The organism is uncultured Aquabacterium sp., assembly GCF_913773725.1.
Lineage (GTDB): Bacteria > Pseudomonadota > Gammaproteobacteria > Burkholderiales > Burkholderiaceae_C > Aquabacterium.
Genome location: NZ_CAJYGK010000096.1, coordinates 62668 through 83942 on the forward strand (window position 1 = coordinate 62668; position 21275 = coordinate 83942).

24 protein-coding genes and 1 pseudogene are annotated in these 21275 nt (G+C 67.2%); 13 read left to right on the forward strand and 12 right to left on the reverse strand.

Going from position 1 to position 21275, the window contains the following annotated elements; all coding sequences use genetic code 11:
• The first annotated feature begins 1 nt into the window (after position 1).
• From QZ709_RS11505 to QZ709_RS11535, 7 genes are all read left to right on the forward strand, one after another.
• Entirely contained in the window at positions 2-661 is a 660-nt protein-coding gene (locus QZ709_RS11505) for a hypothetical protein (protein WP_294637439.1), read from the forward strand.
• 38 nt (positions 662-699) lie between these two features.
• Positions 700-1965 (forward strand): hypothetical protein, encoded by a 1266-nt coding sequence (locus tag QZ709_RS11510; protein WP_294637440.1) that lies wholly within the window; start codon positions 700-702, stop codon positions 1963-1965.
• A gap of 6 nt (positions 1966-1971) precedes the next feature.
• The gene (locus QZ709_RS11515; RefSeq protein ID WP_294637441.1) at positions 1972-2274 is read left to right on the forward strand and encodes a hypothetical protein; all 303 of its coding nucleotides are present in this window, start codon (positions 1972-1974) and stop codon (positions 2272-2274) included.
• 61 nt (positions 2275-2335) lie between these two features.
• The gene (locus QZ709_RS11520) at positions 2336-2743 is read left to right on the forward strand and encodes a hypothetical protein (protein ID WP_294637442.1); all 408 of its coding nucleotides are present in this window, start codon (positions 2336-2338) and stop codon (positions 2741-2743) included.
• A complete protein-coding gene (locus tag QZ709_RS11525) occupies positions 2743-3483 on the forward strand; it encodes a hypothetical protein (RefSeq protein ID WP_294637443.1) in 741 nt (246 codons plus the stop codon). Before QZ709_RS11520 ends, QZ709_RS11525 begins: the two co-directional genes overlap by 1 nt.
• Positions 3468-4130: a glycoside hydrolase family 19 protein gene (locus tag QZ709_RS11530; RefSeq protein WP_294637444.1), complete on the forward strand. Its 663-nt coding sequence runs from the start codon at positions 3468-3470 to the stop codon at positions 4128-4130. Before QZ709_RS11525 ends, QZ709_RS11530 begins: the two co-directional genes overlap by 16 nt.
• A gap of 192 nt (positions 4131-4322) precedes the next feature.
• A complete protein-coding gene (locus QZ709_RS11535; RefSeq protein ID WP_294637445.1) occupies positions 4323-4556 on the forward strand; it encodes a hypothetical protein in 234 nt (77 codons plus the stop codon).
• Between the two features lie 346 nt (positions 4557-4902).
• Here QZ709_RS11535 and QZ709_RS11540 read toward each other — a convergent pair whose 3' ends face one another.
• Positions 4903-5436 (reverse strand): PEP-CTERM sorting domain-containing protein, encoded by a 534-nt coding sequence (locus QZ709_RS11540; RefSeq protein WP_294637446.1) that lies wholly within the window; start codon positions 5434-5436, stop codon positions 4903-4905.
• Positions 5437-5762: 326 nt separating this feature from the next.
• Here QZ709_RS11540 and QZ709_RS11545 point away from each other — a divergent pair, with 326 nt between their 5' ends.
• Positions 5763-6014, forward strand: a complete 252-nt coding sequence (locus QZ709_RS11545; RefSeq protein WP_294637447.1) for a hypothetical protein — start codon at positions 5763-5765, stop codon at positions 6012-6014.
• Positions 6015-6076: 62 nt separating this feature from the next.
• Here QZ709_RS11545 and QZ709_RS11550 read toward each other — a convergent pair whose 3' ends face one another.
• Genes QZ709_RS11550 through QZ709_RS11595 form a run of 10 tightly spaced genes read right to left on the reverse strand, consistent with a single transcriptional unit; the run spans position 6077 to position 14851 of the window.
• Positions 6077-6613, reverse strand: a complete 537-nt coding sequence (locus QZ709_RS11550) for a nucleoside deaminase (protein ID WP_294637448.1) — start codon at positions 6611-6613, stop codon at positions 6077-6079.
• Positions 6613-8001: an amidohydrolase family protein gene (locus tag QZ709_RS11555; RefSeq protein WP_294637449.1), complete on the reverse strand. Its 1389-nt coding sequence runs from the start codon at positions 7999-8001 to the stop codon at positions 6613-6615. The genes QZ709_RS11550 and QZ709_RS11555 overlap by 1 nt, the downstream gene beginning before the upstream one ends.
• Entirely contained in the window at positions 7998-8798 is an 801-nt protein-coding gene (locus tag QZ709_RS11560; RefSeq protein ID WP_294637450.1) for an ABC transporter permease, read from the reverse strand. Before QZ709_RS11560 ends, QZ709_RS11555 begins: the two co-directional genes overlap by 4 nt.
• Complete coding sequence (locus tag QZ709_RS11565; RefSeq protein WP_294637451.1) at positions 8795-9577, reverse strand: ABC transporter ATP-binding protein; 783 nt, start codon at positions 9575-9577, stop codon at positions 8795-8797. The genes QZ709_RS11560 and QZ709_RS11565 overlap by 4 nt, the downstream gene beginning before the upstream one ends.
• Complete coding sequence (locus QZ709_RS11570; protein WP_294637452.1) at positions 9552-10493, reverse strand: 2-oxoglutarate and iron-dependent oxygenase domain-containing protein; 942 nt, start codon at positions 10491-10493, stop codon at positions 9552-9554. The genes QZ709_RS11565 and QZ709_RS11570 overlap by 26 nt, the downstream gene beginning before the upstream one ends.
• 20 nt (positions 10494-10513) lie before the next feature.
• Positions 10514-11521: an ABC transporter substrate-binding protein gene (locus QZ709_RS11575; RefSeq protein WP_294637453.1), complete on the reverse strand. Its 1008-nt coding sequence runs from the start codon at positions 11519-11521 to the stop codon at positions 10514-10516.
• A gap of 33 nt (positions 11522-11554) precedes the next feature.
• Positions 11555-12151 carry an NAD(P)H-dependent oxidoreductase gene (locus QZ709_RS11580; protein WP_294637454.1) on the reverse strand — a complete coding sequence of 199 codons (597 nt, stop codon included), beginning with the start codon at positions 12149-12151 and terminating at the stop codon, positions 11555-11557.
• Between the two features lie 6 nt (positions 12152-12157).
• Positions 12158-12931, reverse strand: coding sequence for an ABC transporter permease (locus QZ709_RS11585; protein WP_294637455.1), 774 nt, complete (start codon positions 12929-12931; stop codon positions 12158-12160).
• Positions 12928-13755, reverse strand: coding sequence for an ABC transporter ATP-binding protein (locus QZ709_RS11590; RefSeq protein WP_294637456.1), 828 nt, complete (start codon positions 13753-13755; stop codon positions 12928-12930). The genes QZ709_RS11585 and QZ709_RS11590 overlap by 4 nt, the downstream gene beginning before the upstream one ends.
• A gap of 40 nt (positions 13756-13795) precedes the next feature.
• The gene (locus tag QZ709_RS11595) at positions 13796-14851 is read right to left on the reverse strand and encodes an ABC transporter substrate-binding protein (RefSeq protein ID WP_294637457.1); all 1056 of its coding nucleotides are present in this window, start codon (positions 14849-14851) and stop codon (positions 13796-13798) included.
• Between the two features lie 114 nt (positions 14852-14965).
• On the opposite strand from QZ709_RS11595, the gene asd reads away from it, so the two are divergent.
• Together asd and QZ709_RS11605 are read left to right on the forward strand one after the other, a co-directional pair.
• Positions 14966-15805 (forward strand): archaetidylserine decarboxylase, encoded by an 840-nt coding sequence (gene asd / locus QZ709_RS11600; protein WP_294637458.1) that lies wholly within the window; start codon positions 14966-14968, stop codon positions 15803-15805.
• 71 nt (positions 15806-15876) lie between these two features.
• Positions 15877-16782, forward strand: a complete 906-nt coding sequence (locus QZ709_RS11605) for a DUF3365 domain-containing protein (RefSeq protein ID WP_294637459.1) — start codon at positions 15877-15879, stop codon at positions 16780-16782.
• Between the two features lie 42 nt (positions 16783-16824).
• Here the strand turns inward: QZ709_RS11605 and QZ709_RS11610 are convergent, their stop codons facing one another.
• Complete coding sequence (locus QZ709_RS11610; protein WP_294637460.1) at positions 16825-17760, reverse strand: pseudouridine synthase; 936 nt, start codon at positions 17758-17760, stop codon at positions 16825-16827.
• A 211-nt stretch (positions 17761-17971) separates the two neighbouring features.
• Between QZ709_RS11610 and QZ709_RS11615 the strand changes: the two genes are divergently transcribed.
• The 3 genes and pseudogenes from QZ709_RS11615 to QZ709_RS11625 all read left to right on the forward strand — a co-directional run.
• Complete coding sequence (locus tag QZ709_RS11615) at positions 17972-19651, forward strand: alkaline phosphatase D family protein (RefSeq protein WP_294637461.1); 1680 nt, start codon at positions 17972-17974, stop codon at positions 19649-19651.
• Positions 19652-19687: 36 nt separating this feature from the next.
• The gene (locus QZ709_RS11620) at positions 19688-20524 is read left to right on the forward strand and encodes a PEP-CTERM sorting domain-containing protein (protein WP_294637462.1); all 837 of its coding nucleotides are present in this window, start codon (positions 19688-19690) and stop codon (positions 20522-20524) included.
• 10 nt (positions 20525-20534) lie between these two features.
• Positions 20535-21275: pseudogene (locus tag QZ709_RS11625) on the forward strand (hypothetical protein); the annotation flags it as partial.

Here is a 21275-nt window from a genome sequence, read left to right on the forward strand (position 1 = left end):
CATGCCTGGAGATCAAGCTGACATGCTCTCGCGGCTCAAGGCCGTGCTGCCGCGATGGTTCCCCGATGCCTCGCCCATCCTCGATGCCGTGCTGGCGGGCTGGGCTTCGGCTCACGCGGCCGTCTACGACCTCATCCGCTTCGGCGAGCTGCAGGCGCGCATCCGAACGGCCACCGACGGCTGGCTGGACATGATCGCCTCCGACTTCTTCGGCAACACCCTGGTGCGCGCCGTGGGGCAGTCGGATCGCTCGTTTCGCACCCGCATCCTGGTCAACCTGCTGCGCGAGCGCGCAACGCGCAATGCGCTGCGTCAGGTGCTGCTGGACGTGACCGGGCGCGAACCCGTCATCATCGAGCCCACCCGGCCCGCCGACTGCGGCGGCTATGGGATCTCGGCGTGCGGCTACGGCGCTGCCGGCGCCTACGGCAGCCTGTCCTTGCCCTTCCAGTGCTTCGTGCAGGCCAAGCGCCCCGCCTCGTCGGGCATCCCCATGGTGGGCGGCTACGGCACACCAGCCCTGGCTTACACAACCCCCAGCAGCAGCAAATACGCCTCCATCAGCGAGGCCGCTGCATCCGCCTCCGATGCCGACATTTACGCGGCCATCGACTCCGTGCGCCCCGCCGGCACGACCGTGTGGGCGAACATCAGCACATAATCCGATCATTGCGAGTGAATCGCTAGCAAAGGCATTCCATGGATCGCGTCATCAACTACCCCGGTCAGATCCCGCTTGAGACTGACCTGTTGCGCACCAACCGCAACATCATGGTGGCCATCGGCAAGATGGCCCACGCGCTGTTTGGCACCTCGACCATCGTCAACGGCCTGACCGTCACGCAAGACACGCCGGCCTCGATGCGGGTGGCTGTCGGCCCGGGCGAAATCTACGCGCTGGCCAACCTCGACAGCACGGCCTACAGCTCGCTGCCGGCCGACACGGCCCGCCAGGTCGTCAAACAGGGCGTCAACCTCGACACCACGTTCCTGACCCTGGCCGCCCCGGGCACGGCCGGCCAGTCGATCAACTATCTGATCCAGGCCACTTTGACCGAGGTGGATCTGCTCCCGACGGTCCTGCCGTACTACAACAGCGGCAACCCGGCCGTTGCGTTCAGCGGGCCGAACAACACCGGGCAGCCGCAGGCCACCGAGCGCGATGTGATCGTGACGCTTTCGGCCAAGGCCGGCGCGGCCGCGGCCACCGGCTCGCAGCAGACCCCGAGCCCGGACGCCAACTACGTGGGCCTTTACGTGGTGACGGTGGCCAACGGCCAATCCTCGATCACCAACGCCCACATCAGCCTGTTCCCTGGCGCGCCCATCCTGCCGAGCGCTGGCATGGTGCGCGGCGGCTTCCAGAACAACCAGTTCTCGGCCGCGACAGCCGGTGGCACGGCCGACGCCATAACGGCCAACTTCAACCCGCAGGTCACTGCCGTGGCCGACGGGATGACGCTGTTCGTGCGCGCCTCGGCGGCCAACACCAGCACGGCCCCGACCTTCGCGCCTGGCTCGCTGCCGGCCCGCGCCATCGTCAAGGGGAACAACCTCCCGCTGCTGGCTAGCGACATTGCAGGTGCTGGCCACTGGCTGGAAATGACCTACGACAGCACGCTGGACAAGTGGGTGCTGCTGAATCCCGCGTTTGGCGCCTCCGCCTCGATTGGCGTAGGCCAGACATGGCAGAACGTCACCGGCTCGCGGGCCGCTGGAACCACGTACTACAACACAACGGTCCGACCAATTCAGGTGCTTGTCGCACTTCCAGACACAAGCAGCGGCGCGCCTACCGTGACCATCAACGTGGGCGGCACGAACATCATCACCACCATGACGTATGACACCTCATCGCTTTTTGGCACAGCGATTCCATCCTTCATCGTCCCGCCCGGCGCGTCCTACTCTGTCACGCTGGGTGGCACCCTTGGCGCCATCGCCTCTTGGTGCGAACTGCGGTAACAGACCATGAGCATGAAATACCTCAAAGACCCTGATGGGCACGTTCACGGCTTCGACATCAGCGACCAGAAGCAGGCCGAACTGATGGTTTTGATCGCATCGGACTGGATTGATGTGACCAATCATTGGCCGCCCGTTGTGGCCAACGCCCACCCTCGCATCGGGGAGATTAAAGCCGAACTGCTCGCCATCGACGCAAAGACCCCCCGAGCCATGCGTGAGTCAGTCGTGACCGGCGATACGTCGCGCCTGGTGGAGCTGGAGGCGCGGGCCGAGAAGCTGCGCGCCGAGCTGGCCGACCTGATCTGACACCAACAACACCCCGGCAACCGAGCCCGCCACTTGGCGGGCTTTTTCATTGGAGGATCTGATGCCTGAACCGACCTCGGCGGCTCTGGCCAGTTGCGCGGCAGTCACGTCGTGCCTGGCTGTCGTCGCCACCACCATGGGGGTGCCTGCCCCTGTCGTCCTGGCCGCCGTGCTGGGTGCTGCCATCGCGGTGAGCAACAGCGACCGCCTGGAGCTGTCCCTGCGCAGCCTGCTGCCCGCCATCCTGACCTTCGGCCTGGCCATGGGCATCGGGATCTGGGGCGGCTCGCTGCTCGGCCGCCCGGTCATCAGCACCATCAACGCGGTGATCTCCGACCCCGACGCCAAGCTGCCGGTGGGCGCCGCCGACCCGCTGTGCACGTTGTTCCTGGCCATGATCGGCCAGCGCGAGCTGCTGCCCATCGTGCAGCGCCTGCTGCGCCGCTTCAACGTGGGGGAGGGCAAGTGATGGACCTCGCCTGCATCCTGCAGCTCGCCGTGGGCGTGCTGATCGCGGCCGGCGGCCTGCTGCTGTGCCTGTCCGGCGTGGATGGCAAGAGCCACCCACTGCTGCGCTGGGCGCTCATCGGCCTGGTGTGCTGGGGCGCCTGGTTCGCGGCCTTGCCCGCCATGGCTGGCGTGCACGACAGCGCCTCGGCCATCGCCCTGGCTGCCCTGGTGGCCTTCGTGCTGCTGCGCTACCGCAGCGAGCTGGTGGCCATCTTCGACGGCGCCTGGTGGTGGCCACCGAACAACGAGCACGCCCCGTTCGACGTGAACCTGCCGGCGCGCCGCAAGCCGCTGCCATGGTGGAAGAAGCTCAATCCCTGGTGGGCGCTGTTCGGCAACGATGACGACGGGTATTGGGGCGACGATCCATGGCGCCAGGGCCGGCCCAAGACGTTCTGGCTGGCCGTGCAATGGTGGCTGCGCAACCCGGCCCATAACTTCACCTGGTACGTCATCGGCTTTGCCGACCGACACCGCCTGGTGACGGGGCTGTGGGTGCCGCGCATCCACAAGCCGGGGGGTGGCTTCCTGTGGTGCTACACGCGGATCTACCTGGCCGGCCGCTGGCGCCTGTTCCTGCCGTTCGTGTCCTATCTGTCGCAGCACTGCCGGTTCTATCTGGGCTGGCGCACGGGCGGGGCCTTCGGCATCAAGCTGAACCTGAGCATCAAGGGGAGGCCGGAATGGGTGTGGCGCTGACGCTCGATCATCTGCTGGCGGCCGACGTGCCGCCGACGCTCGCCCGGCGCTTCATCGACCCGCTGCGCGCTGCCTGCGCGCTGCACGGCATCGACACGGCCGCCCGCCTGGCGGGCTTCCTGGGCAACGCCATCGTGGAAACCTCCGGGCTGGTGCGCATCGAGGAAAACCTGGTCTATTCCAGCCCCGAGCGCATCGCCACGATCTTCCGCAGCCGCTTCGACCTCGACGGCGACAGGAAGATCAGCCCGGCGGAAATCGAGTTCGCCCGCGGCTACGTGCGCCAGCCGCAGAAGCTGGCCAACCGGGCCTATGCCGGCAAGAACGGCAACGGCAACGAAGCCAGCGGCGACGGCTGGCGCTTCCGCGGGCGGGGGATCTTCCAGCTCACCGGCCGGGCCTGGTACGAGCGCGCTGGCCGTGAGCTGGGGCGCCCCTACCTGGAACAGCCCGACTTGCTGCTGCAGCCCGATGACGCGGCCCTGTCGGCGGCCTGGTACTGGTCTGTTGCCGGCTGCAACGCCCTGGCCGACCGGCGCGACCTCGACGGCATCACCAAGGCCATCAACGGCCCGGCCATGCTGGAGAAGGAACGCCGCCGCCGCGAGATCAACAACATGCTGGCCATCCTGGCCGGAAAGGTTTGAACGTGCACCGACTGCTGTACGCGGCGCTGGCCCTGGTGCTGGCGGCCCTGGCCCTTCGGGCTTTCGGGGACGCCAAGCTGCGGGAGGGCTACGCCAAGCACGCGGCCGAAACGGCCGCCCTGGCCGCCCGGGAGTCCGAGCGGCGACGCGCCGACGACGCCCGGCGTGAACGACTGTTGAAGGAGAAGGAACGTGAAGCTGAAACCCGAAGCCTGGCTGCTGCTGGCCAGCTTGCTGCTGCTCACGATGAGCTTGACAGGCTGCGCAGCGCCCTGCGCGCCCGCCGAGCCCGCGCCAGTGGTGGTGCAGGAGAGCCGCCGACTGGTGATCGACCCGAGCCTGCTGGAGCGCGAGAAAGCGACCTACTCGGCGAATGTGCGGCAGAAGCTGTCCACCTGGCAGGAGAAGCTGACCGGCTCGCCCTGACCTTGACGGCCCTGCAGGATGCTGTCACAGTCCAATGCACCGACTGCTCGGAGCGTGGGAAAGCTAGTGATTAACTAGCAATGCTTTGATGGAAATAGCCGTCTAAATTTTCCCAGGAACCGCGTTAAGTCGTTGATTTACATGGGTAAAAACGCAAATTGTGATTCTGGTTGTCGTGGGTTCGAGTCCCATCAGCCACCCCACCGAATAGTTCAAAGGCGACAAGCACTTAAGTGTTTGTCGCCTTTGTCGTTTCAGGGGCAAAACGGCCCCCTTTGTTCCCGCGGCGGGATTACTTGCGCCGTGGGGAGGTCCCATCGCTTTCTGGAAGTGCGCCTTCTGCCCTTCAACGGTCTGGACGAGTTGCTGCGCGTCTGGCCTTGAGCCCCACCAGAGAGAGCCCCGCCATGGCCAGGACGATGGCGGACGGCTCGGGTACAGCGGGAGTGAATGCATATGTGATGCTCTTCGCATCGAACATGCTGGTAGGTGACTGCGGCGTCATGTAGGCGAACTTGGCCGCGTTCCGGTCCATGTTGGCGATGAACCAGAAATCGTTGGTTCCGGGAGTCAGGCGCGCCGAAGCATGCTCCGCTCCGAATAGCACGCTGTTGGGGTAGTGCACGTCGATGGCGATTTCTTCCACCTTGTATGCGTGGCCCGCTATCTCCAGGTCGACATGATGGACAGCGTCGACCCACCCATGTGCATCGTTGATGTCCAGCAAGAGCGTTCCGTGGACCGTTTCTTGGGGCGCGAACGTTCCGTTGTTTGATACGAAGTCCGTCGCCGTGAAATTGAGCCAATAGTTGGTCGCACTCACCCCGCCTGTGGAACCGATCGCAGCGGCAGCGATGAGAGAACGAATGAGCGGACGCATGAAAACTCCTTTTCGGAAATGACAGCCATCTCGTCCCCGGCGTGAGATTCGCGAAACGCGTTCGTACGGTTCACGCGGGAATCCATCACAACTTGCTCCTGTTGATGCCGGCGCGATCTGACCCGCGTCAATGTTTGAGCGGCTCCCTTCCGTGCACCCGGGCGGTGGCGCCACGGCTCCAAGGAGAAACGCGGACAGGGACAGTTCATCCCAGGAAGTGACGGAGGCACGACGGCGCTTGGGGCGCGCTCAGGGTTAGGCCTGTGTTGTCGCTGCCCTGGATGGCGCACAATGCTTCCAGGCCCACCTGATGCACGGAGGCGATCATGGGAACGACCTGGCAGCAACTCAACCCCAGCATGGTGGACGAGACGGTCGACCTGGAAGGGTGCAGCTACCTGGTGACCGCCCGGCGACGGCGCGGCACCGGCATGTGGGCCGTGAGCGTCGAGGCCGTGGCGATCGAAGGCGACCCGCCAAAGGTGGCCTGGGACGGCGAGGTCACCGTGGGTGCGGGATATGTCTCGCCGTTGGTGGCCCTGGAAGCCGCCAAGTCATGGCTGGTGGCCCACCAGTGACCCACCTATGACCGCGCTGCGGCCGCGTCGTTGAAGGTGCAGGCCGACCGGGTGGTTTTGGATCAGGCGGGCTTGTGCCAGAACCCCTGGTGCAGGGCGGCGATCTCGTGCTCCACCGCGGGCACCGGGCCCACGACCTCGATCGGCTTCTGACCCCGCGCGAACACCTCTCGGCACGGCAGGTTCATGGTCGGGTTCTCGCTGGCGTCACCGGTCAGTTCCAGCAAGCGGTGCTCCGTCATGCCGTAGACCACGCGGCCGATGTTGGCCCAGTACTGCGTGGCCGCGCACATCGCACACGGCTCTGCCGTGGTCACGAGCGTGCACTGCCAGAGCACTTCCGGACTGAAATTGAGCGCCGCCGTGCGGGCCAGCACCGATTCGGCGTGGTTCACGGTGTCGACGTTGCCCTGTTCGGCCAGCACGGTGACGCCGTCCGGCGCGACGAGGATGGCGCCAAAGGGGTGCCGGCCAAGCGAGCGGGCCCGCTCGGCCACGGCGTTGGCCCTGCGCAGCAAGGTCAGCACCTGGGTTTCGCTCAGGGGCGGTAGCGGGGGATAGCGGTGGGTGGTGTTCATGCCGGGAAGGGGTGCGGCCATCAAGCGGCCTCTTGCATGACGCGAACCGCGGCCTCGGCCTCGGCCCGCAGGGCTGTCAGGTCGAGCCCCGGGATCCCCCCCTGGTCGACCACCACGCGCCCGTGACACAGCACGTGGCTGGGGCGGGCCGCGCCGCTCATCACGGGGGCCATGGCCGGGTCGTGCAGCCCCCATTGGCGCGGTTCGTTCAGCGGCAGGATCACCAGGTCGGCGGCCTGACCGGGCTGCAGTGTGCCGACGGCGTCCAGGCCCAGCACGCGGGCGCCGCCGGCCGTGCCCATGTAGAGCACTTCTTCGGCCGTGATGGCGTCGGCGCCGCCGACGGCGCGGTGCACCATCCAGGTGGTGTGGGCCTCGTGGAGCATGTCGGCCGCTTCATTGGATGCGGCGCCATCGACGGCCAGGGACACGCGCCCGCCAGCGCGGTGCAGTGCGGGCGCGGGGGCCACCCCTGATCCGAGCCGGCAGTTGCTTTGCGGGCAGTGCGCCATGCCAGTGTCCGTGCGCGCCAGCTTGGCCAGGTCGCTGTCGCTGAGGTGGACCAGATGGGCGTACCAAACGTCCTCGCCCAGCCAGCCGTGCTGCTCGACAAAGTCCACCGGGGAGCAGCCGTGCACCTCCTGGGTGTAGCGGATGTAGTCGGCGGTTTCGCTCAGGTGGCTGTGCAGGCGGATGCCCAGTCGGCGGGCTTCGTCGGCAATGGGACGCAGGTGCTCGACCGGCACAGACCAGGTGGGCGTCGTGGGGGCGCTGACCACGCGGCGCAGGGCATCGGGGGCCGGATCGTGGAAGCGATGAACGTCGTGCTCGACGGCAGCCAGAAAGGCCTCGAGCGTTTCGGGCTGCACCTGTGGCGGTGGGTTGACGTCGATCGCACGGGCGATGGTCTGTCCGCCGCGACACAGCACGAAGCGCACGCCCAGTGCAGCGGCCTCGTCGAACACGGCCTGTGACGCGTCGAAAGGCATGCCGGGGTAGTAGTGATACTGGTGGTCGGCCACCGTGGTGCAGCCCGACAGCAGCAGCTCGACCATGCCGAGCCGGGCCGCCAGGCGCATCACGGCGTCGTGGTCGAAATGTCGGCGGTAGGACACGGGCACGGCGCTCAGCCAGCCCATCAGCCCGAGGTTGATGCCGGCCGGTATGCCCTTCAGTAGACTCTGGAACAGGTGATGGTGTGTATTGACCCAGCCGGGCATCACGACGCTGCCAGTGGCATCGATGATGCGCTCGCCGGGTTCGGGCGTGAGGCGGCCCATGGCCTCGATGCGGCTGCCGCGCACGCGCAGGTCGCCGCCGAGACGGGCGACGTCGTGCCGCATGGCCTCGCCATCCAGGCCGGTGAGGATGGCCTGTGCGTTTCGGATGAGAAGGGAGGTGTCGCTCATCGGTTGAGCTCGCTTTCGTGCCAGCCGCCAAGCGCCCAGCGTGTGAGTCCGGCCAAGGCCGCGAAGACGGCCACACCGGTCAGGGAGATGAGAAGCAGCGCCGCAAACAGGCGCGGGATGTTGAGTTGGTATCCGGACTGCAGGATCTGGTAGGCCAGACCGGTGCCGGTTCCGCCCGTGCCCGCCACGAACTCGGCCACGACGGCGCCGATCAGGGCCAGGCCGCCCGAGATGCGCAGGCCCGCAAAGAAGTAGGGCAGGGCCGACGGGATGCGCAGCCTCACCAGCACCTGCCAGCGCGAAGCCCTCTGCAGCTGGAAGTAGGCCGCCAGCCCGGGGTGGACGCTGCGCAGGCCCACGGTGGTGTTGCTGATGATGGGAAAGAGTGCGACCAGCGTGGCGCACACCACCAGCGACAGCGTCGGGTCCTTGACCCAGATGATGATCAGCGGGGCAATGGCCACGATGGGCGTGACCTGGAGCAGCACCGCATAAGGAAAGAAGGCGGCCTCGATCCAGCGGCTCTGCACGAAGGCAAAGGCAATGAGGGCACCGAGCACGACGGCGCTGAGGAAGGCCAGCACCGTGATCTTGACCGTGACCCACAGCGCGCCCATCAGCAGGCCGAAGTCGCTCACGAGGGTGCGGGCGATGTCGAGCGGGGAGGGGACCAGGTAGGACGGCACCTGTGCGGCCACCGTCCAGACCTGCCACAGCCCGATCAGCAGCACGGCCAGCAGCAGAGGCAGCACGTACTGCTGCATGAGCGCGGCATGACGATGGGTCGGTTGGCTCATGATGTGGGCTCCTGACTGGCCTCGTTCAGGCTGTGCTGAAGGCGCCGCACCAGCTCGTTGAAGCGGGGTGAGGTCCGGTACTCGTCGTCGCGCGGCCAGACGGCCTCGACCGGGATGTCCTCGACCACCCGTCCGGGGCGGGCCGCCATGACGATGACACGGCTTGAAAGAAACACCGCTTCGGTGATGCTGTGGGTGACGAACACCACCGTGAGCCCCTGCTGACGCCACAGCGCGAGCAGGTCGCTGTCGAGCCGGTTGCGCGTGATCTCGTCGAGTGCGCCGAAGGGCTCGTCCATCAGCAGCAGCCGGGGCCGGGTGACCAGCCCCCGTGCGATCGACACCCGCATCTGCATGCCCCCGGACAGTTCGCGCGGGCGATGCCGGCCAAAGGCCTCCAGGCCCACCAGCGCCAGAGCCTCGGCCACACGGGCGTCGGCCTCGGCACGCGGAACGCCGGCGAGATCGAGCGGCAGGCGGACGTTCGTGGCGACGTTGGCCCAGGGCATCAGCGTCGCTTCCTGGAACACGAAGGACAGCCGGGGATCGGCCGAAGGATCACCCACCGGTTTGCGGGACAGGAGGATGCGGCCATCGCTGGGAGGCAGCAGGCCGGCCACCATCTTCAGCAGCGTGCTCTTGCCACAGCCGGAAGGGCCGAGCAGGGTGACGAACTCGCCAGGCTGGATGGTGAGCGACACGGGCATGAGCGCCCGTGTGCCATTGGGGTAGACCTGCTCGGCAGAGAGGACTTCAATGGCTGGCGCGGGTGCGTTCATACATCTCGATGATGTGCTGCCCGGCGGTCGTGGGCGGATAGCGGGGCGGGTTGGATGCGCTGTGGCAGCCCGGCAGGGCCTCCACACGTGCGTGGTAGTCGATGTCGAAGAAGTAGGCCAGCGAGTAACGCTCCTGACCCAGCGGGTTCAGCACCCGGTGCGGCGTCGAGCGGTAGCGGTCGTTGGTCCAGCGGGCCATCATGTCACCCAGGTTGACGACGAAGGCGTCGCGGATGGGCGGGGCGTCGAACCACGTGCCGTCGGCGGCCTGGACCTGAAGGCCGCCGGCCTCGTCCTGCGCCAGCAGCGTGATGCTGCCCCAGTCGGTGTGGGCGCCGCAGCCGATCTGTCCGGGCAGCAGGGCGTGGGACGGCGGCTGGGGCGGGTAGTGCAGCAGGCGCAGCACCGGCATGGGGTCGCGCAGGCAGGCGTCGAACCAGTTGGCCGGCAGGCCGAGGCCCTGGGCCATGAGCGAGAGCAGCCGGCGGGCCAGTTGGTTCAAGGCCTGCTCGTAGGCCTGAACGGCCTCGCGGAAGCCGGGCACCAGCGTGGCATCGGGCCACTGGTTCGGGCCCTGGTTCGGCGTGCCCGCGCGCACCAGCGGGTCGTCGGGGCCCCGGTCCACGCCCAGGTAGAAGCTCTCTTTCAGGTCGCCCGGTTGCCCCGGGTCCAGCGCCTGCCAGGCGATCGGATCCCAGCCGCGGTGGATGCCGCTGCGCTCGATGTGCCAGCGTGCCTTCTCGTGATCGGGCAGGGCGAAGAACCGCTTGCCGGCGTCGAAGGCGGCCGCGCGCACGGCCGGGTCCACGTCGTGGCCGACCAGGTAGAAGAAGCCTTCGTGGCGGCAGGCGGCGTCCAGGCGTTGAGGCAGGCCTTCACGCTGGCTGAGGTCGATCACGGGCAGGCTCTGGCGCATGGCGGGCCTTTCTGAAGAGGTCAGGGCATGACCTTGAGGTTCTGCACGAACTGGGTCGTGTAGGTCTTCTTCACGTCGACCTTGGACGGATCCAGCAACTTGTGGGTCACCATCATGTCGTAGGTCTGTTTCATGCGTGCGTCGGTGATCACACCGATGCCCTGCCTGGCCGCGTCGCCGCCGAAGACCATGCCGACTTCCTTCATCTTGGCAATGCCGTTGGCGATGAGGTCGTCCGTCATGTTCGGATTGTCCTTCTTGATGAGGGCGTTGGCCGGGCTCGGGTCGCCCGTCAGGTAACTCTTCCAGCCCTCCATCGAGGCCTTCACGAAGGCCGCCACCTGCTTGGGCTTGTTCTTCACGGTGTCGGCCGTGCAGACAATGGTCGTGGCGTACGGAGGCCAGCCCAGGTCGGACAACAGGAACACCGAAGGCTTGATGCCGCCTTGCTTCTCGATGCTGTAGGGCTCGGACGCCAGGTAGCCTTGCTGCGCGATGTTCTTGTCCGCCAGAAAGGGCTGGATGTTGAAGGTGTAGGGGCGCATCTGGGCGTCGGTGAAGCCGTACTTGGTCTTGACCCAGGGCCAGTAGGTGACCATGCCGGCACTGCCCACGAGGATGGTGCGGCTCTTGAGGTCTTCGAACTTCTTCACGTCCGGGTGGGCGATGATGACCGCGGGGTCCTTCTGGAAGGCGGCGGCCACGGTCACGGCCTGGATGCCTTGCTCCCAGGCCTTCATGGTCTGCACGTCGTAGCCCATGATGCAGTCTGCCTGGCCGGCCACCAGCAGCTGCATCAGGTTGACCTGGGGGCCGCCCATCTTGATCGTCACGTCCAGCCCGGCCTTGCTGTACAGGCCCGTGGCCTGGGCCTGGTAGAAGCCGCCATGCTCGGCCTGCGCATACCAGTTGGTCAGGTAGGTGAACTTGTCGGCCGCGTGCGTGGGCAGGATGCCGAGCAGCGTGGCAGCGGCCACCAGGCGCAGGGCCGGCCGGGTGGCGTGGGCAAGGGACGAGACGAGGTTCATCGAAGGACTCCTTGAGACGGACAGGGGGTCATGTCAGCGCAGGGCGCGCAGGGTACGTTCGACGCGCAGCAGGAAGCGCTCGCGCGCGGCAGGGGTCTGGTAGTTCATGCTGTGAAGTTGCAACCATCGGGCACGGCAGCGCAGGTTGAACAGGGGACGCAGGCCTTTCATGAACAGGCTGCGTCCTGGGTCGCCGATCACGCGCAGCCACCACCAGGGTGAGCCGGAGGTGGTGATGCCGATGAAATGGCGGATGTTCCCGAGGCAGCCCCGGATCGGCCGGTGGCGTGCGCCGCCGAGTTCGAACGCCACTCCGGGCAGCATGACACGATCCAGCCAGCCCTTGAGGATGGCGGGCGGGCCGTACATCCAGGTCGGGTAGACCACGATCATGGCCTCGGCCCAGCGCAGGGCCTCGACATGGGGCGCGAGCGCGTCGACGTTGTCCTGTGTGCGGGCGAGGTAGGACTGCTTCTCGAGCGGCGACAGCACCGGGTCGAAGCCCAGGCGGTACAGGTCGAGCACATGCACCACATGGCCTGCCTGTTCGAGGGTGAGCCGGGCGCGCTGCATCAGGGCCGCGCTGTAGCTGCCCTCATCCGGATGGGCCCATAGCATCAGGCAGTTCACGGCCGTTCAGTGGTTCTGGCTGCCGCGGTGGGCCCAGCCCGTGGTGCGCTTTTCCACCACGGAGAACACCTCGTACATGATCATCGCCATGGCCCCGACGATGACCAGGCCGCCGAAGGCCAGGCCCATCTGCATGGCGGAGCCCGCGCTGATCAGCAGGTAGCCGATGCCTTCGTTGGCCGCGGTCATCTCGGAGACGGTGGTGCCCACGAAGGCCAGCGTGATGGCCACTTTCAGCGAACCGTAGAAGTAGGGCATCGAACGTGGCAGGCCCACCTTGATGAGCACGTCCCAGCGCCGGGCACCCAGCACACGCAGCACGTCCTCCAGCTCGGGCTCGAGGGTGGCCAGGCCCGTCGCGATGTTGACCATGATCGGAAAGAAGCTGATCAGGAAGGCCGTGAGCACCGCCGGCCCCACGCCGATGCCGAACCACACCACCAGGATGGGGATGAAGGCGGCCTTGGGCAGGGCGTTGAAGGCCGTCATCAGGGGATAGACGGCGGCGTAGGCGAGCCGCGAGCTGCCGATCAAAAAGCCCAGCAGCACGCCCACGACGATGGCGATGCCGAAGCCGGCCATCGTGACCCAGAAGGTGCGCCACGCATGCCGCAGCAGCTCGCTGTGGAACTCGGCAATCTGCGATGCAATGCGGACGGGGCTGGGAAAGATGAACTCGGACACGTTGAGTGCCGAACAGATGGCCTGCCACAGCAGGATGACGGCGAGCAGCAAGGCCCAGGGGGCCCAGCGCTCCAGCTGTCGGGACGAGAGGCTCATTGCGCGATCTCCACTTGCGATTTGATGGTGGCGGGCTTGCGCATGGCGCCGATGTGCGCGCGCAACTCGTGCACGACGTTCGTGAACTCGGGTGTGTAGGTCACTTCCAGGTCGCGCGGGCGGGGCAGTTCGATCTCGCGCCGGGCGAGGATGCGGCCCGGGCTCTTGCTCATGACGTACACGGTGTCGGCCAGGAACACCGCTTCACGCAGGTCGTGCGTGACGAGGATGACGTTGAAGCCCTGTTCGGCCTGCAGGTCGCGCAGCGCGCACCAGAGCTCCTCACGGGTGAACGCATCCAGCGCGCCGAAGGGTTCGTCGAGCAGCAGCATCTGCGGCTCGTGGATCAGCGCACGGCAGATGGACGCACGCTGCTGCATGCCGCCCGAGAGCTGCCAGGGGTATTTGTCTTCGTAGCCGCCCAGGCCCACGCTCTGCAGCAGGGCCCGCGCCTTGGCTTCGTACTCCTTGCGCTTGGCCTTGAAGTTCGAGCGGTAGGGCTCGACGATCTCCAGGGGCAGCAGCACGTTGTCGACCGTGGTGCGCCAGGGCAGTAGCGAGGGCGCCTGGAACGCCATGCCGGTGATCTTGAGCGGTCCGGTCACGGGCTCACCGCCGATCGTGATCTTGCCCCGGGAGGGCATTTTCAGACCGGTGGTGAGCTTCATGAACGTGGATTTGCCGCAGCCCGACGGCCCGACGATGGCGACAAACTCGCCTTTCTTGATCTGGATGCTGATGTCTTCGACGGCGAACTGCTGCTTGGCCAGCAGCTCGTCGTTGTACGCGAGCCAGACGTTCTGGAAATCGACAAAGGCCGTCATGCCTGTTCCTTCTGCGGCGTGGTGAGGGGCGTGCGCCTGCTTACTTCTTGGCGGGCAACACGTTCAGGTCGGCCGCAGCCGGCAGGAAGGCCGGGGTCCACACGGCGTCCGGGTTGACGCGGGTTTTGGTGTTGAAGGCGTCGCCCACCTGCGAGGCCATCAGGGCCAGGCGCGGCAGCTTGACCTGGCCGAAGCCTTCGGCGTGGGCGTCAGGGCTGGCCACCACCTGTTCGATGGCGATCTTCAGGCGGCGCTTTTCCAGTTCGACGTTGATGATGCCGTCGCGGGCCTTGACCGACTCGATGGCGGCATCGGGGGCAGCCATGACTTCCTTCGCGCCCTTGGCAAAGGCCTTGAGGAAGGCTTTCACCGCTTCGGGGTTCTCCTTGAGGATCTTGGGCGAGGCGATGATGGCGTTGCCGTAGAGCTTCACGCCGTACTGCGCGTACGGAAACATCACGATCTCGTCGGCCTTGGCGCCGCGGGCTTCCAAGTTGAGCACCGAGGTGAACGAGAAGCCGGTGATGGCATCGACGTCACCGCGGACCAGCATGGTTTCGCGCAGCGGCGGGTCCATGCTGACCCAGGTGACGGCGCCCAGCTTGTTGGCCTTGGCGAAGATGGGCCAGGACTTGCGGCCCGAGTCGAACACCGGCGCGCCGAGCTTCTTGCCGACCAGATCGGCCGGCGTCTTGATGCCGGACTTCTTCAGTGCGAAGGCCGCAGCCGGCGTGTTGTTGTAGACCATCATGATGGCCACGGGCTTGTTGGGCACGTCCGGGTTGTTGGCGTGGAACTCCATCAGCGCGGCCATGTCGGCAAAGCCCATGTCGTACGAGCCGGACGCCACGCGGGTGACGGTGCCGCCCGAGCCGTTGCCGGCGTCGATGGCCACGTCCAGGCCGGCCTGCTTGAAGTAGCCCTTGGCAGCGGGGTGCAGGAAGAGGGCGGCAGGGCCCTCGAAGCGCCAGTCCAGCTGGAACTTGATCGGGGTCTCGGCGCGCACCGATGTGGTGCCAAGTGCGCCCCAGGTCAGGGCGGCAGCGGTGGCCAGGGTGGACAGCAGGGTGCGGCGGGTGCGCGAAGTCGCGGTCATGGGCAAAGGCTCCAGGGTGACAAAACTGTATACAGTCTTGTTTGCGAGAAGCGTGCCAGCCCGTACCGGCCCAGGACCGATAAAATCGGGCGGTTTCACTCAATGGAAGCCGCGGTGTCTGAACGTCTCTTCGTCCTGTCCCAGTACATCCTGCCCAAGGTGGCGCTGACGCGCCTGGCGGGCTGGGGCGCCTCGGCCCAGGGCGGCCCCCTGACCACCGCGTTCATCCGCTGGTTCGCGGGCCGCTATGGTGTGAACATGGCCGAGGCCGAGCAGCCGGAGTTGAGCAGCTACAGCAGCTTCAACGAGTTCTTCACCCGCCCGCTGAAACCCGGTGTGCGCCCCATTGCCGAGGCGCGTCTGGTGTGCCCGGTCGACGGGGCGGTGAGCCAGTGCGGTCCGATCGACCGTGACCAGATCTTCCAGGCCAAAGGGCACAGCTACAGCACAACGGCCCTGGTGGGCGGCGACGCTGCTCTGGCCGCGCAGTTCGAAGGCGGGCATTTCGCGACGTTGTACCTGAGCCCGCGCGACTACCACCGCATCCACATGCCGTGCGATGGCCGCTTGACCCGCATGATCTACGTGCCGGGCGAGCTGTTCTCGGTGAACCCAGCCACCGCGCGCGGTGTGCCAGGGCTGTTCGCGCGCAACGAGCGCGTGGTCTGCGTGTTCGAGGGCGAGCACGGGCCCTTCGTGCTGACGCTGGTGGGCGCCACGGTGGTGGGCAGCATGGCCACCGTGTGGCACGGGGTGGTGAACCCGCCGCGCCACGGTCAGGTGCGCGAGTGGCGATATGACGACCAGCCCGTCGTGCTCCGCAAGGGCGAAGAGATGGGGCGGTTCCTGCTGGGCTCCACCGTGGTGATGCTGTTCCCCAAGGGCGAACTGGCATTCAACCCGAGCTGGGTGCCGGGTCAGCCCATCCGCATGGGCGAATCCATGGTGGCCTGACCGGCCTGCCTGGCCTTGTCGCGATGCCTCGGACGCAGGGGCATCGCTGTCCTTCAAAGAGGTAAGTCAACGTGCGTCGTTCTTCTGGTTTGCTGATTCTGGTGTTTGCCGCCGGTCTGTCCGGCTCGCTCGTGATGGGCGCGTGGCAGGCCGCCCACCAACTGACACTGACCCGCACGGTCAACGAAGGCCGCACGGTGGCCGACATGGCCGAAAATGTGGGTCGCTGGGCTTCGCAGTACGGTGGCGTGCATGCCCGGACCCAGGGGGCGCAAGCCGCCTTGCCCGGCACGTTCCTGACCCGCTCGGTGTATGCCGTGTCGGAGGGCGATTCCGGCATCCTGCAGGGCAGCAAGACCGACGACCGGATGGGCGAACGGCAGGCCATGGACCGGATTGAGGCTTATCACTGGAAGAACCCCGCCCTGGTGCAGCGCGAACTGGCCGATGTCCTGGCCGCCAATGGCAGCCGGTCACAGTACCGGATGACGGCCGAGTCGGTGCTCAACCGCCACAACGCCCCCAACGGGTTCGAACTGGAGGCCATCCACGCCATTCAGAAGGCCTTTGCCCGACTGCCGGCCGCGCAGGCCGATGCCTTGCGGACGCCCTCGAGGCTGGCCGCCACCGATGCGACGCCCCTTGAGTACTGGCGTGTGGAGGCGGGGCGACTGCTGTACGCGCGTGCGGTGATGGCCCAGGCCAGCTGCCTGAAGTGCCACGACACCCCCGACAAGGCCCCCGAGTTCATCCGCACCAACCAGCAGTTCAATGGCGGTGGGGGCTTTGGCTACAAGGCCGGCCAGCCGGTGGGCGTCATCAGCGTGACGGTGCCGCTGCCCAGCGTCCGCGCCATGGTCGCAGACAGCATGTCGCCGCAGTCGATCGCGGCGCTGGCTGTCGCCGTGCTGTCCGCGCTGGGGCTGTTGGCCGTGGGCCTGGGCGCGCTGCTGCGCAGGCCGGGCGCCCAGGGCTGATACGGCATACGCCGGCGTCGGGGCAGGCACCGCGGCGCGGCGTCAGCTGCCTGACGTGGCCGCCGGCCAGTTCAGCCGCAGCGTGCTCTCAAACCGTCGGGCCTCGCCGGTGACAGGATCGACGAAGCTCAGTTCGCGAGCCAGCAGCTGCAGCGGGTCGCGGTAGTCCGGCGTTTTGCCCTCGCTCAGGTCCGGCTGCAGAACCGGGTAGATCCGGTCTCCCTCGATGGGCAGGCCCAGGGCGTTCATGTGCGCGCGCAGCTGGTGCTTCTGCCCGGTAACGGGATGCAGCCGGTACAGCGCCCGGGGGCCATCCACGGCCACCCGCTCGATCCGCGTCTCGGCATTGGGCTCGCCCTCGGTTTCCTGCATGGCCATGAAGCGCTCGCTTTCGATGAGCCGGCTGTGGCGAACCAGGGGGAACGTCAGGTCGGGGCGGTGTCCGGCCACCGCCTCATACACCTTGTGGATGCGTCGATCCCGAAACAGGGACTGGTAGGCGTGCCGGGTGGCAGGCTGCACGGTGAACATCACCAGCCCGGCGGTCTCCCGGTCCAGCCGGTGGGCCGGAACCAGGGTGTCGATGCCGAGTCGCCGCTTGAGACGCACCAGCAGGGTCTGCTGCACATAGCGGCCTTTGGGTGTGACGGGCAGGAAATGCGGCTTGTCGGCAATGACGAGGTGCGCGTCCTGGTGAACGATGTGCTCCTCGAACGGGATGAGGTGCTCGAACGCGAGCTTGCGCCAGTAGTAGAGCCGGCTCTGCGGTCTGTAGGGGGCGGCCACATCCAGCGGGTGTCCGGCCGCATCGACGACTTCACCGGCAGCCATGCGGCTGGCCCAGTCGTCGCGCTGAACGGCCGGAATGCGCTCGCACAGGAAGTCGAGGATGGTGGGCCAGGGGCCGGCGGGCAGGGCCACACAGCTGGCGCTGACTCCGTCTCGTGTGGGCAGGGCGGGGCGCGCCGGCCGGCTCATCGGGCCTCCCGCGCGGAGGGCCTGTTCCGAACACAGCGGGTCTGTTCGATGGCAGGGAAGAAGGTGGACATCCGCATCCGGGCATTGTCGCAAGGATTGTCCGCTTCAAGGGGGATCCATCCGGATCATGGTCGGGCGCGCACCGCGATGAGGCGTGTCATCGATCTTCTGCAGCATGGCGGTCTTGTTGTTGCAGTAGATCGAGACAGAGATGGACCAGAAGTTTGCCGACCGCCGGGCGTTCATCGGTGGCCTGGGGGCCGCCGCGCTGGCGATGCCGGTGTTGCTTGGGGCGCCGCACGCCGAAGCGGCGGTGCCGCCCTTCGTGCATGGTGTGGCCAGTGGAGACCCGCTGGCTCAGCGCGTGATCCTGTGGACCCGCGTGACCGCATCGGGCGATGCCAATCCCCGCGTGCTGTGGGAGGTGGCGCTGGACGCTGCCTTCACGCGCCTGGTGCGCAGCGGGGTCGTGCGCACCAGCGCCGCCCGCGACTTCACCGTGAAGGTGGACGTGGATGGCCTGAACCCGGACACGGTGTACCACTATCGTTTCAACTACAACGGGGTTCGCTCTCCGGTCGGCCGTACCCGCACGCTGCCGGTCGTGGCGCGCGAGCCCATCCGTCTGGCGGTGTTCTCGTGCTCCAACTATCCCGCCGGATACTTTCACGCTTATGCGCAGGCGGCCCGCATGGCGGATCTGCATGCTGCGGTGCACCTGGGCGACTTCATCTATGAGTATGGCCGGGGCGGGTACGCGTCGGATGACGCGGCGGCGATGGGCCGCGAAGTGCAGCCGCCGCACGAGTGTCTGAGCCTGACGGATTACCGCATCCGCCATGCGCAGTACCGGACCGACCCAGGCCTGCAGGCGCTCATGGCCAGTGTGCCGATGATCGCGGTGTGGGACGACCACGAGGTGTGCAACAACACCCACCTGACCGGTGCCGCGAACCACACGGCCGGTGTCGAGGGCGACTACGTCACGCGCCGGGACGCCGCGCTGAAGGCTTACCATGAATGGCTGCCCGTGCGCACGCCGGACAGTGGGGACCTGCGTCGGATCTACCGGTCATTCGACTTCGCTGACGTGCTGTCGCTGCACATGCTGGAGACGAGTCTGCTGGCCCGCACGGCGCAGTTGTCGGCCGCCGATTTCGTCGGCCCCGATGGCATCGATGCCGCGGCCCTGTATGCCGCAGCGAACGCGCCCGACCGCGCCCTGATGGGGGCCACCCAGCTGGGCTGGCTGCAGACCCAGATGGCGCAGTCGCGTGCCACCTGGCAAGTGCTGGGGCAGCAGGTGGTCATGGGTCAGATGGACATCCCCGCGGCCATCGGCCTGGGGCAGATCTCCGTGGGCGGCTACGAGGCGCTGACGCACAAGGCCGCGACCCGACCTGGCGAGCTGACTCGCGCCGAGCGCTACATCCTCAATCAGCCCGTGGTGCCCTTGAACCTGGACGCCTGGAGCGGCTACGGGGCCGAGCGCGAGGCCGTGTTCGCCGCTGCGCGCCGCCTGGATCGGAACCTGGTCGTCCTGGCTGGAGACACGCACAACGCCTGGGCCAACGACCTGATGGACCCGTCCGGGAACGCGGTGGGCGTCGAGTTCGCCACGCCGGGCGTTTCGTCGCCGGGCATGGAGGCAGCCCGGCGCACGGACGATCCCGAGCAGCTTGCGCGCTGGATGGTGGACAACGTGCCGCACCTGCGCTACGCCGAGACGCGCCGTCGCGGCTTCATGGTGGTGACGGCCACCCGCGAGGTCTGCCAGTCCACCTGGTACTTCGTGGACACCGTCAAGTCCGACCGCCACCGGCTGGAGCCCGGCCCCACGTGGCAGACCCTGCCCGGCGCCGGCCAACGCCAGCTGATGCCGCTGGCCTGACCCCATCTCCCGTTTGTTGTTTTACCGGATCACATCATGAGCTTTCAAAAGAACCTCGCCGCCCTGGCGCTGGCTGCCGTGCTGCCTTCGACCCACGCTGCCGTGAGTGTCACGCTGACGCCCGAAGCGGGCGGCCTGTCGGTCTTCGAGTACACGCAGTCGTTCGACAGCCTGGCTTCCTCGGGCAGCAGCGTGGCCTGGGCCAATGACAGCACGCTGGCCGGCTGGTCGCTGTTCGACAGCACCAAGAGCGCGAAGACCACCTACCGCGCCAGCGACGGCAGCGACAGCACCGGCATCTTCTACAGCTACGGCAATTCGAGCGACCGTGCGCTGGGCGCCGTCGGGTCGGCCGGCGCCTACTGGGGCGCGCCGCCGTCGGGTGCCCTGTCGGGCTACATCGCCCTGGCCCTGCGCAACGACACGGGCCAGGCCCTCAGCAGTGTGGGCGTCTACTGGGAGGCCGAGCAGTGGCGCCTGGGCGCGGGCAACCCGGGCAGCGACACGCTGGACTTCCGCTACGGCTTCGGCGACACGTTCAAGGGCGTGAGCACCTGGATCAACCCGGGCGTGTCTTTCAAGTACAACTCGCCGGTCTACAACACCACGTCGGGCGCTGGCGTCGGGATCGACGGCAATGCCAACGCCGTGAGCCTGGGTGGCGACATCGCTCTCGACTGGCAGCCGGGCCAGACCCTCTGGCTGACCTGGATCGACTACAACAGCGCGGGCAACGACCACGGGCTGGCGATCGACAACGTGTACGTGAGCACCGCCGTGGCCGCCGTGCCGGAGCCGTCCGCGGTCTGGCTGGCCCTGGTGGGGCTCGGCGTGGCCGTGGCTGGGGCGCGTCGCCGCGACCTGCGCGCCTGAGGAGACCGGCATGAGCGTGTTCTGTCGTGGGCAGGCGGTGCTGCTGGCACTGGCCTGTCTGGGCGCGATGCCGCTGGCGCGTGCCGAACTGCCTGTGAAGCTGGATGGCAGCGGGCGCTACGTGTACCGCCAGGACTTCAACACCCTGGGGGCGGTCAGCCGCACGTACGACTGGGTGGACAACCGGACCTTGCCCGGCTGGTCGTTGCTGAACTTCGTGGAGCAGCCGCTGGTCACGCCCACCTACCGAGCCGATGTGGGCGATGACGGCTCAGGGAGCTTCTACAGCTACGGGCTGGAGGGCGATGTCAACCGGGCGCTGGGCGCGCTCGGCTCGGGCGCAGCCTATTTCGGCACCCCTGCCGCCGGTGCGCTGGCGGGCTACATCACGGTGGCCTTTCGCAACCTGTCGGGGCAGGACCTGGACCGCATCGCCGTGCGGTTTCAGGGACAGCAATGGCGCCAGGGCGCGAGCGACAACCTCAACACCATGGTGTTCGAGTATGGCGTGGGCGAGGTCTTCGGCCACGTGAACTGGGTGCGCCCGGGCAAGGGGTTCGACTTCGACTCGCCCTCTCCGTTGATCGGGACGCCGGAAGGGCAGATCGTCAATGGGCGGGATCCGCTGGCGAGCGCCAGACTGGGTGGCAGTCTGCCGACCGTCTGGCCGGCCGGGACCAAGTTGTGGCTGCGGTGGGCATTCTTGAACAACCACGGCTTCGACCACGGGCTGGCCATCGACGACGTGGAG

Excerpts from the sequence above, each read along its gene's own strand:
- QZ709_RS11505 (WP_294637439.1), top strand. The coding sequence starts at position 2 with ATGCCTGGAGATCAAGCTGACATGCTCTCGCGGCTCAAGGCCGTGCTG.
- QZ709_RS11510 (WP_294637440.1), top strand. The coding sequence starts at position 700 with ATGGATCGCGTCATCAACTACCCCGGTCAGATCCCGCTTGAGACTGAC.
- QZ709_RS11515 (WP_294637441.1), top strand. The coding sequence starts at position 1,972 with ATGAGCATGAAATACCTCAAAGACCCTGATGGGCACGTTCACGGCTTC.
- QZ709_RS11520 (WP_294637442.1), top strand. The coding sequence starts at position 2,336 with ATGCCTGAACCGACCTCGGCGGCTCTGGCCAGTTGCGCGGCAGTCACG.
- QZ709_RS11525 (WP_294637443.1), top strand. The coding sequence starts at position 2,743 with ATGGACCTCGCCTGCATCCTGCAGCTCGCCGTGGGCGTGCTGATCGCG.
- QZ709_RS11530 (WP_294637444.1), top strand. The coding sequence starts at position 3,468 with ATGGGTGTGGCGCTGACGCTCGATCATCTGCTGGCGGCCGACGTGCCG.
- QZ709_RS11540 (WP_294637446.1), bottom strand. The coding sequence starts at position 5,436 with ATGCGTCCGCTCATTCGTTCTCTCATCGCTGCCGCTGCGATCGGTTCC.
- QZ709_RS11545 (WP_294637447.1), top strand. The coding sequence starts at position 5,763 with ATGGGAACGACCTGGCAGCAACTCAACCCCAGCATGGTGGACGAGACG.
- QZ709_RS11550 (WP_294637448.1), bottom strand. The coding sequence starts at position 6,613 with ATGGCCGCACCCCTTCCCGGCATGAACACCACCCACCGCTATCCCCCG.
- QZ709_RS11555 (WP_294637449.1), bottom strand. The coding sequence starts at position 8,001 with ATGAGCGACACCTCCCTTCTCATCCGAAACGCACAGGCCATCCTCACC.
- QZ709_RS11560 (WP_294637450.1), bottom strand. The coding sequence starts at position 8,798 with ATGAGCCAACCGACCCATCGTCATGCCGCGCTCATGCAGCAGTACGTG.
- QZ709_RS11565 (WP_294637451.1), bottom strand. The coding sequence starts at position 9,577 with ATGAACGCACCCGCGCCAGCCATTGAAGTCCTCTCTGCCGAGCAGGTC.
- QZ709_RS11570 (WP_294637452.1), bottom strand. The coding sequence starts at position 10,493 with ATGCGCCAGAGCCTGCCCGTGATCGACCTCAGCCAGCGTGAAGGCCTG.
- QZ709_RS11575 (WP_294637453.1), bottom strand. The coding sequence starts at position 11,521 with ATGAACCTCGTCTCGTCCCTTGCCCACGCCACCCGGCCGGCCCTGCGC.
- QZ709_RS11585 (WP_294637455.1), bottom strand. The coding sequence starts at position 12,931 with ATGAGCCTCTCGTCCCGACAGCTGGAGCGCTGGGCCCCCTGGGCCTTG.
- QZ709_RS11590 (WP_294637456.1), bottom strand. The coding sequence starts at position 13,755 with ATGACGGCCTTTGTCGATTTCCAGAACGTCTGGCTCGCGTACAACGAC.
- QZ709_RS11595 (WP_294637457.1), bottom strand. The coding sequence starts at position 14,851 with ATGACCGCGACTTCGCGCACCCGCCGCACCCTGCTGTCCACCCTGGCC.
- QZ709_RS11610 (WP_294637460.1), bottom strand. The coding sequence starts at position 17,760 with ATGAGCCGGCCGGCGCGCCCCGCCCTGCCCACACGAGACGGAGTCAGC.
- QZ709_RS11615 (WP_294637461.1), top strand. The coding sequence starts at position 17,972 with ATGGACCAGAAGTTTGCCGACCGCCGGGCGTTCATCGGTGGCCTGGGG.
- QZ709_RS11620 (WP_294637462.1), top strand. The coding sequence starts at position 19,688 with ATGAGCTTTCAAAAGAACCTCGCCGCCCTGGCGCTGGCTGCCGTGCTG.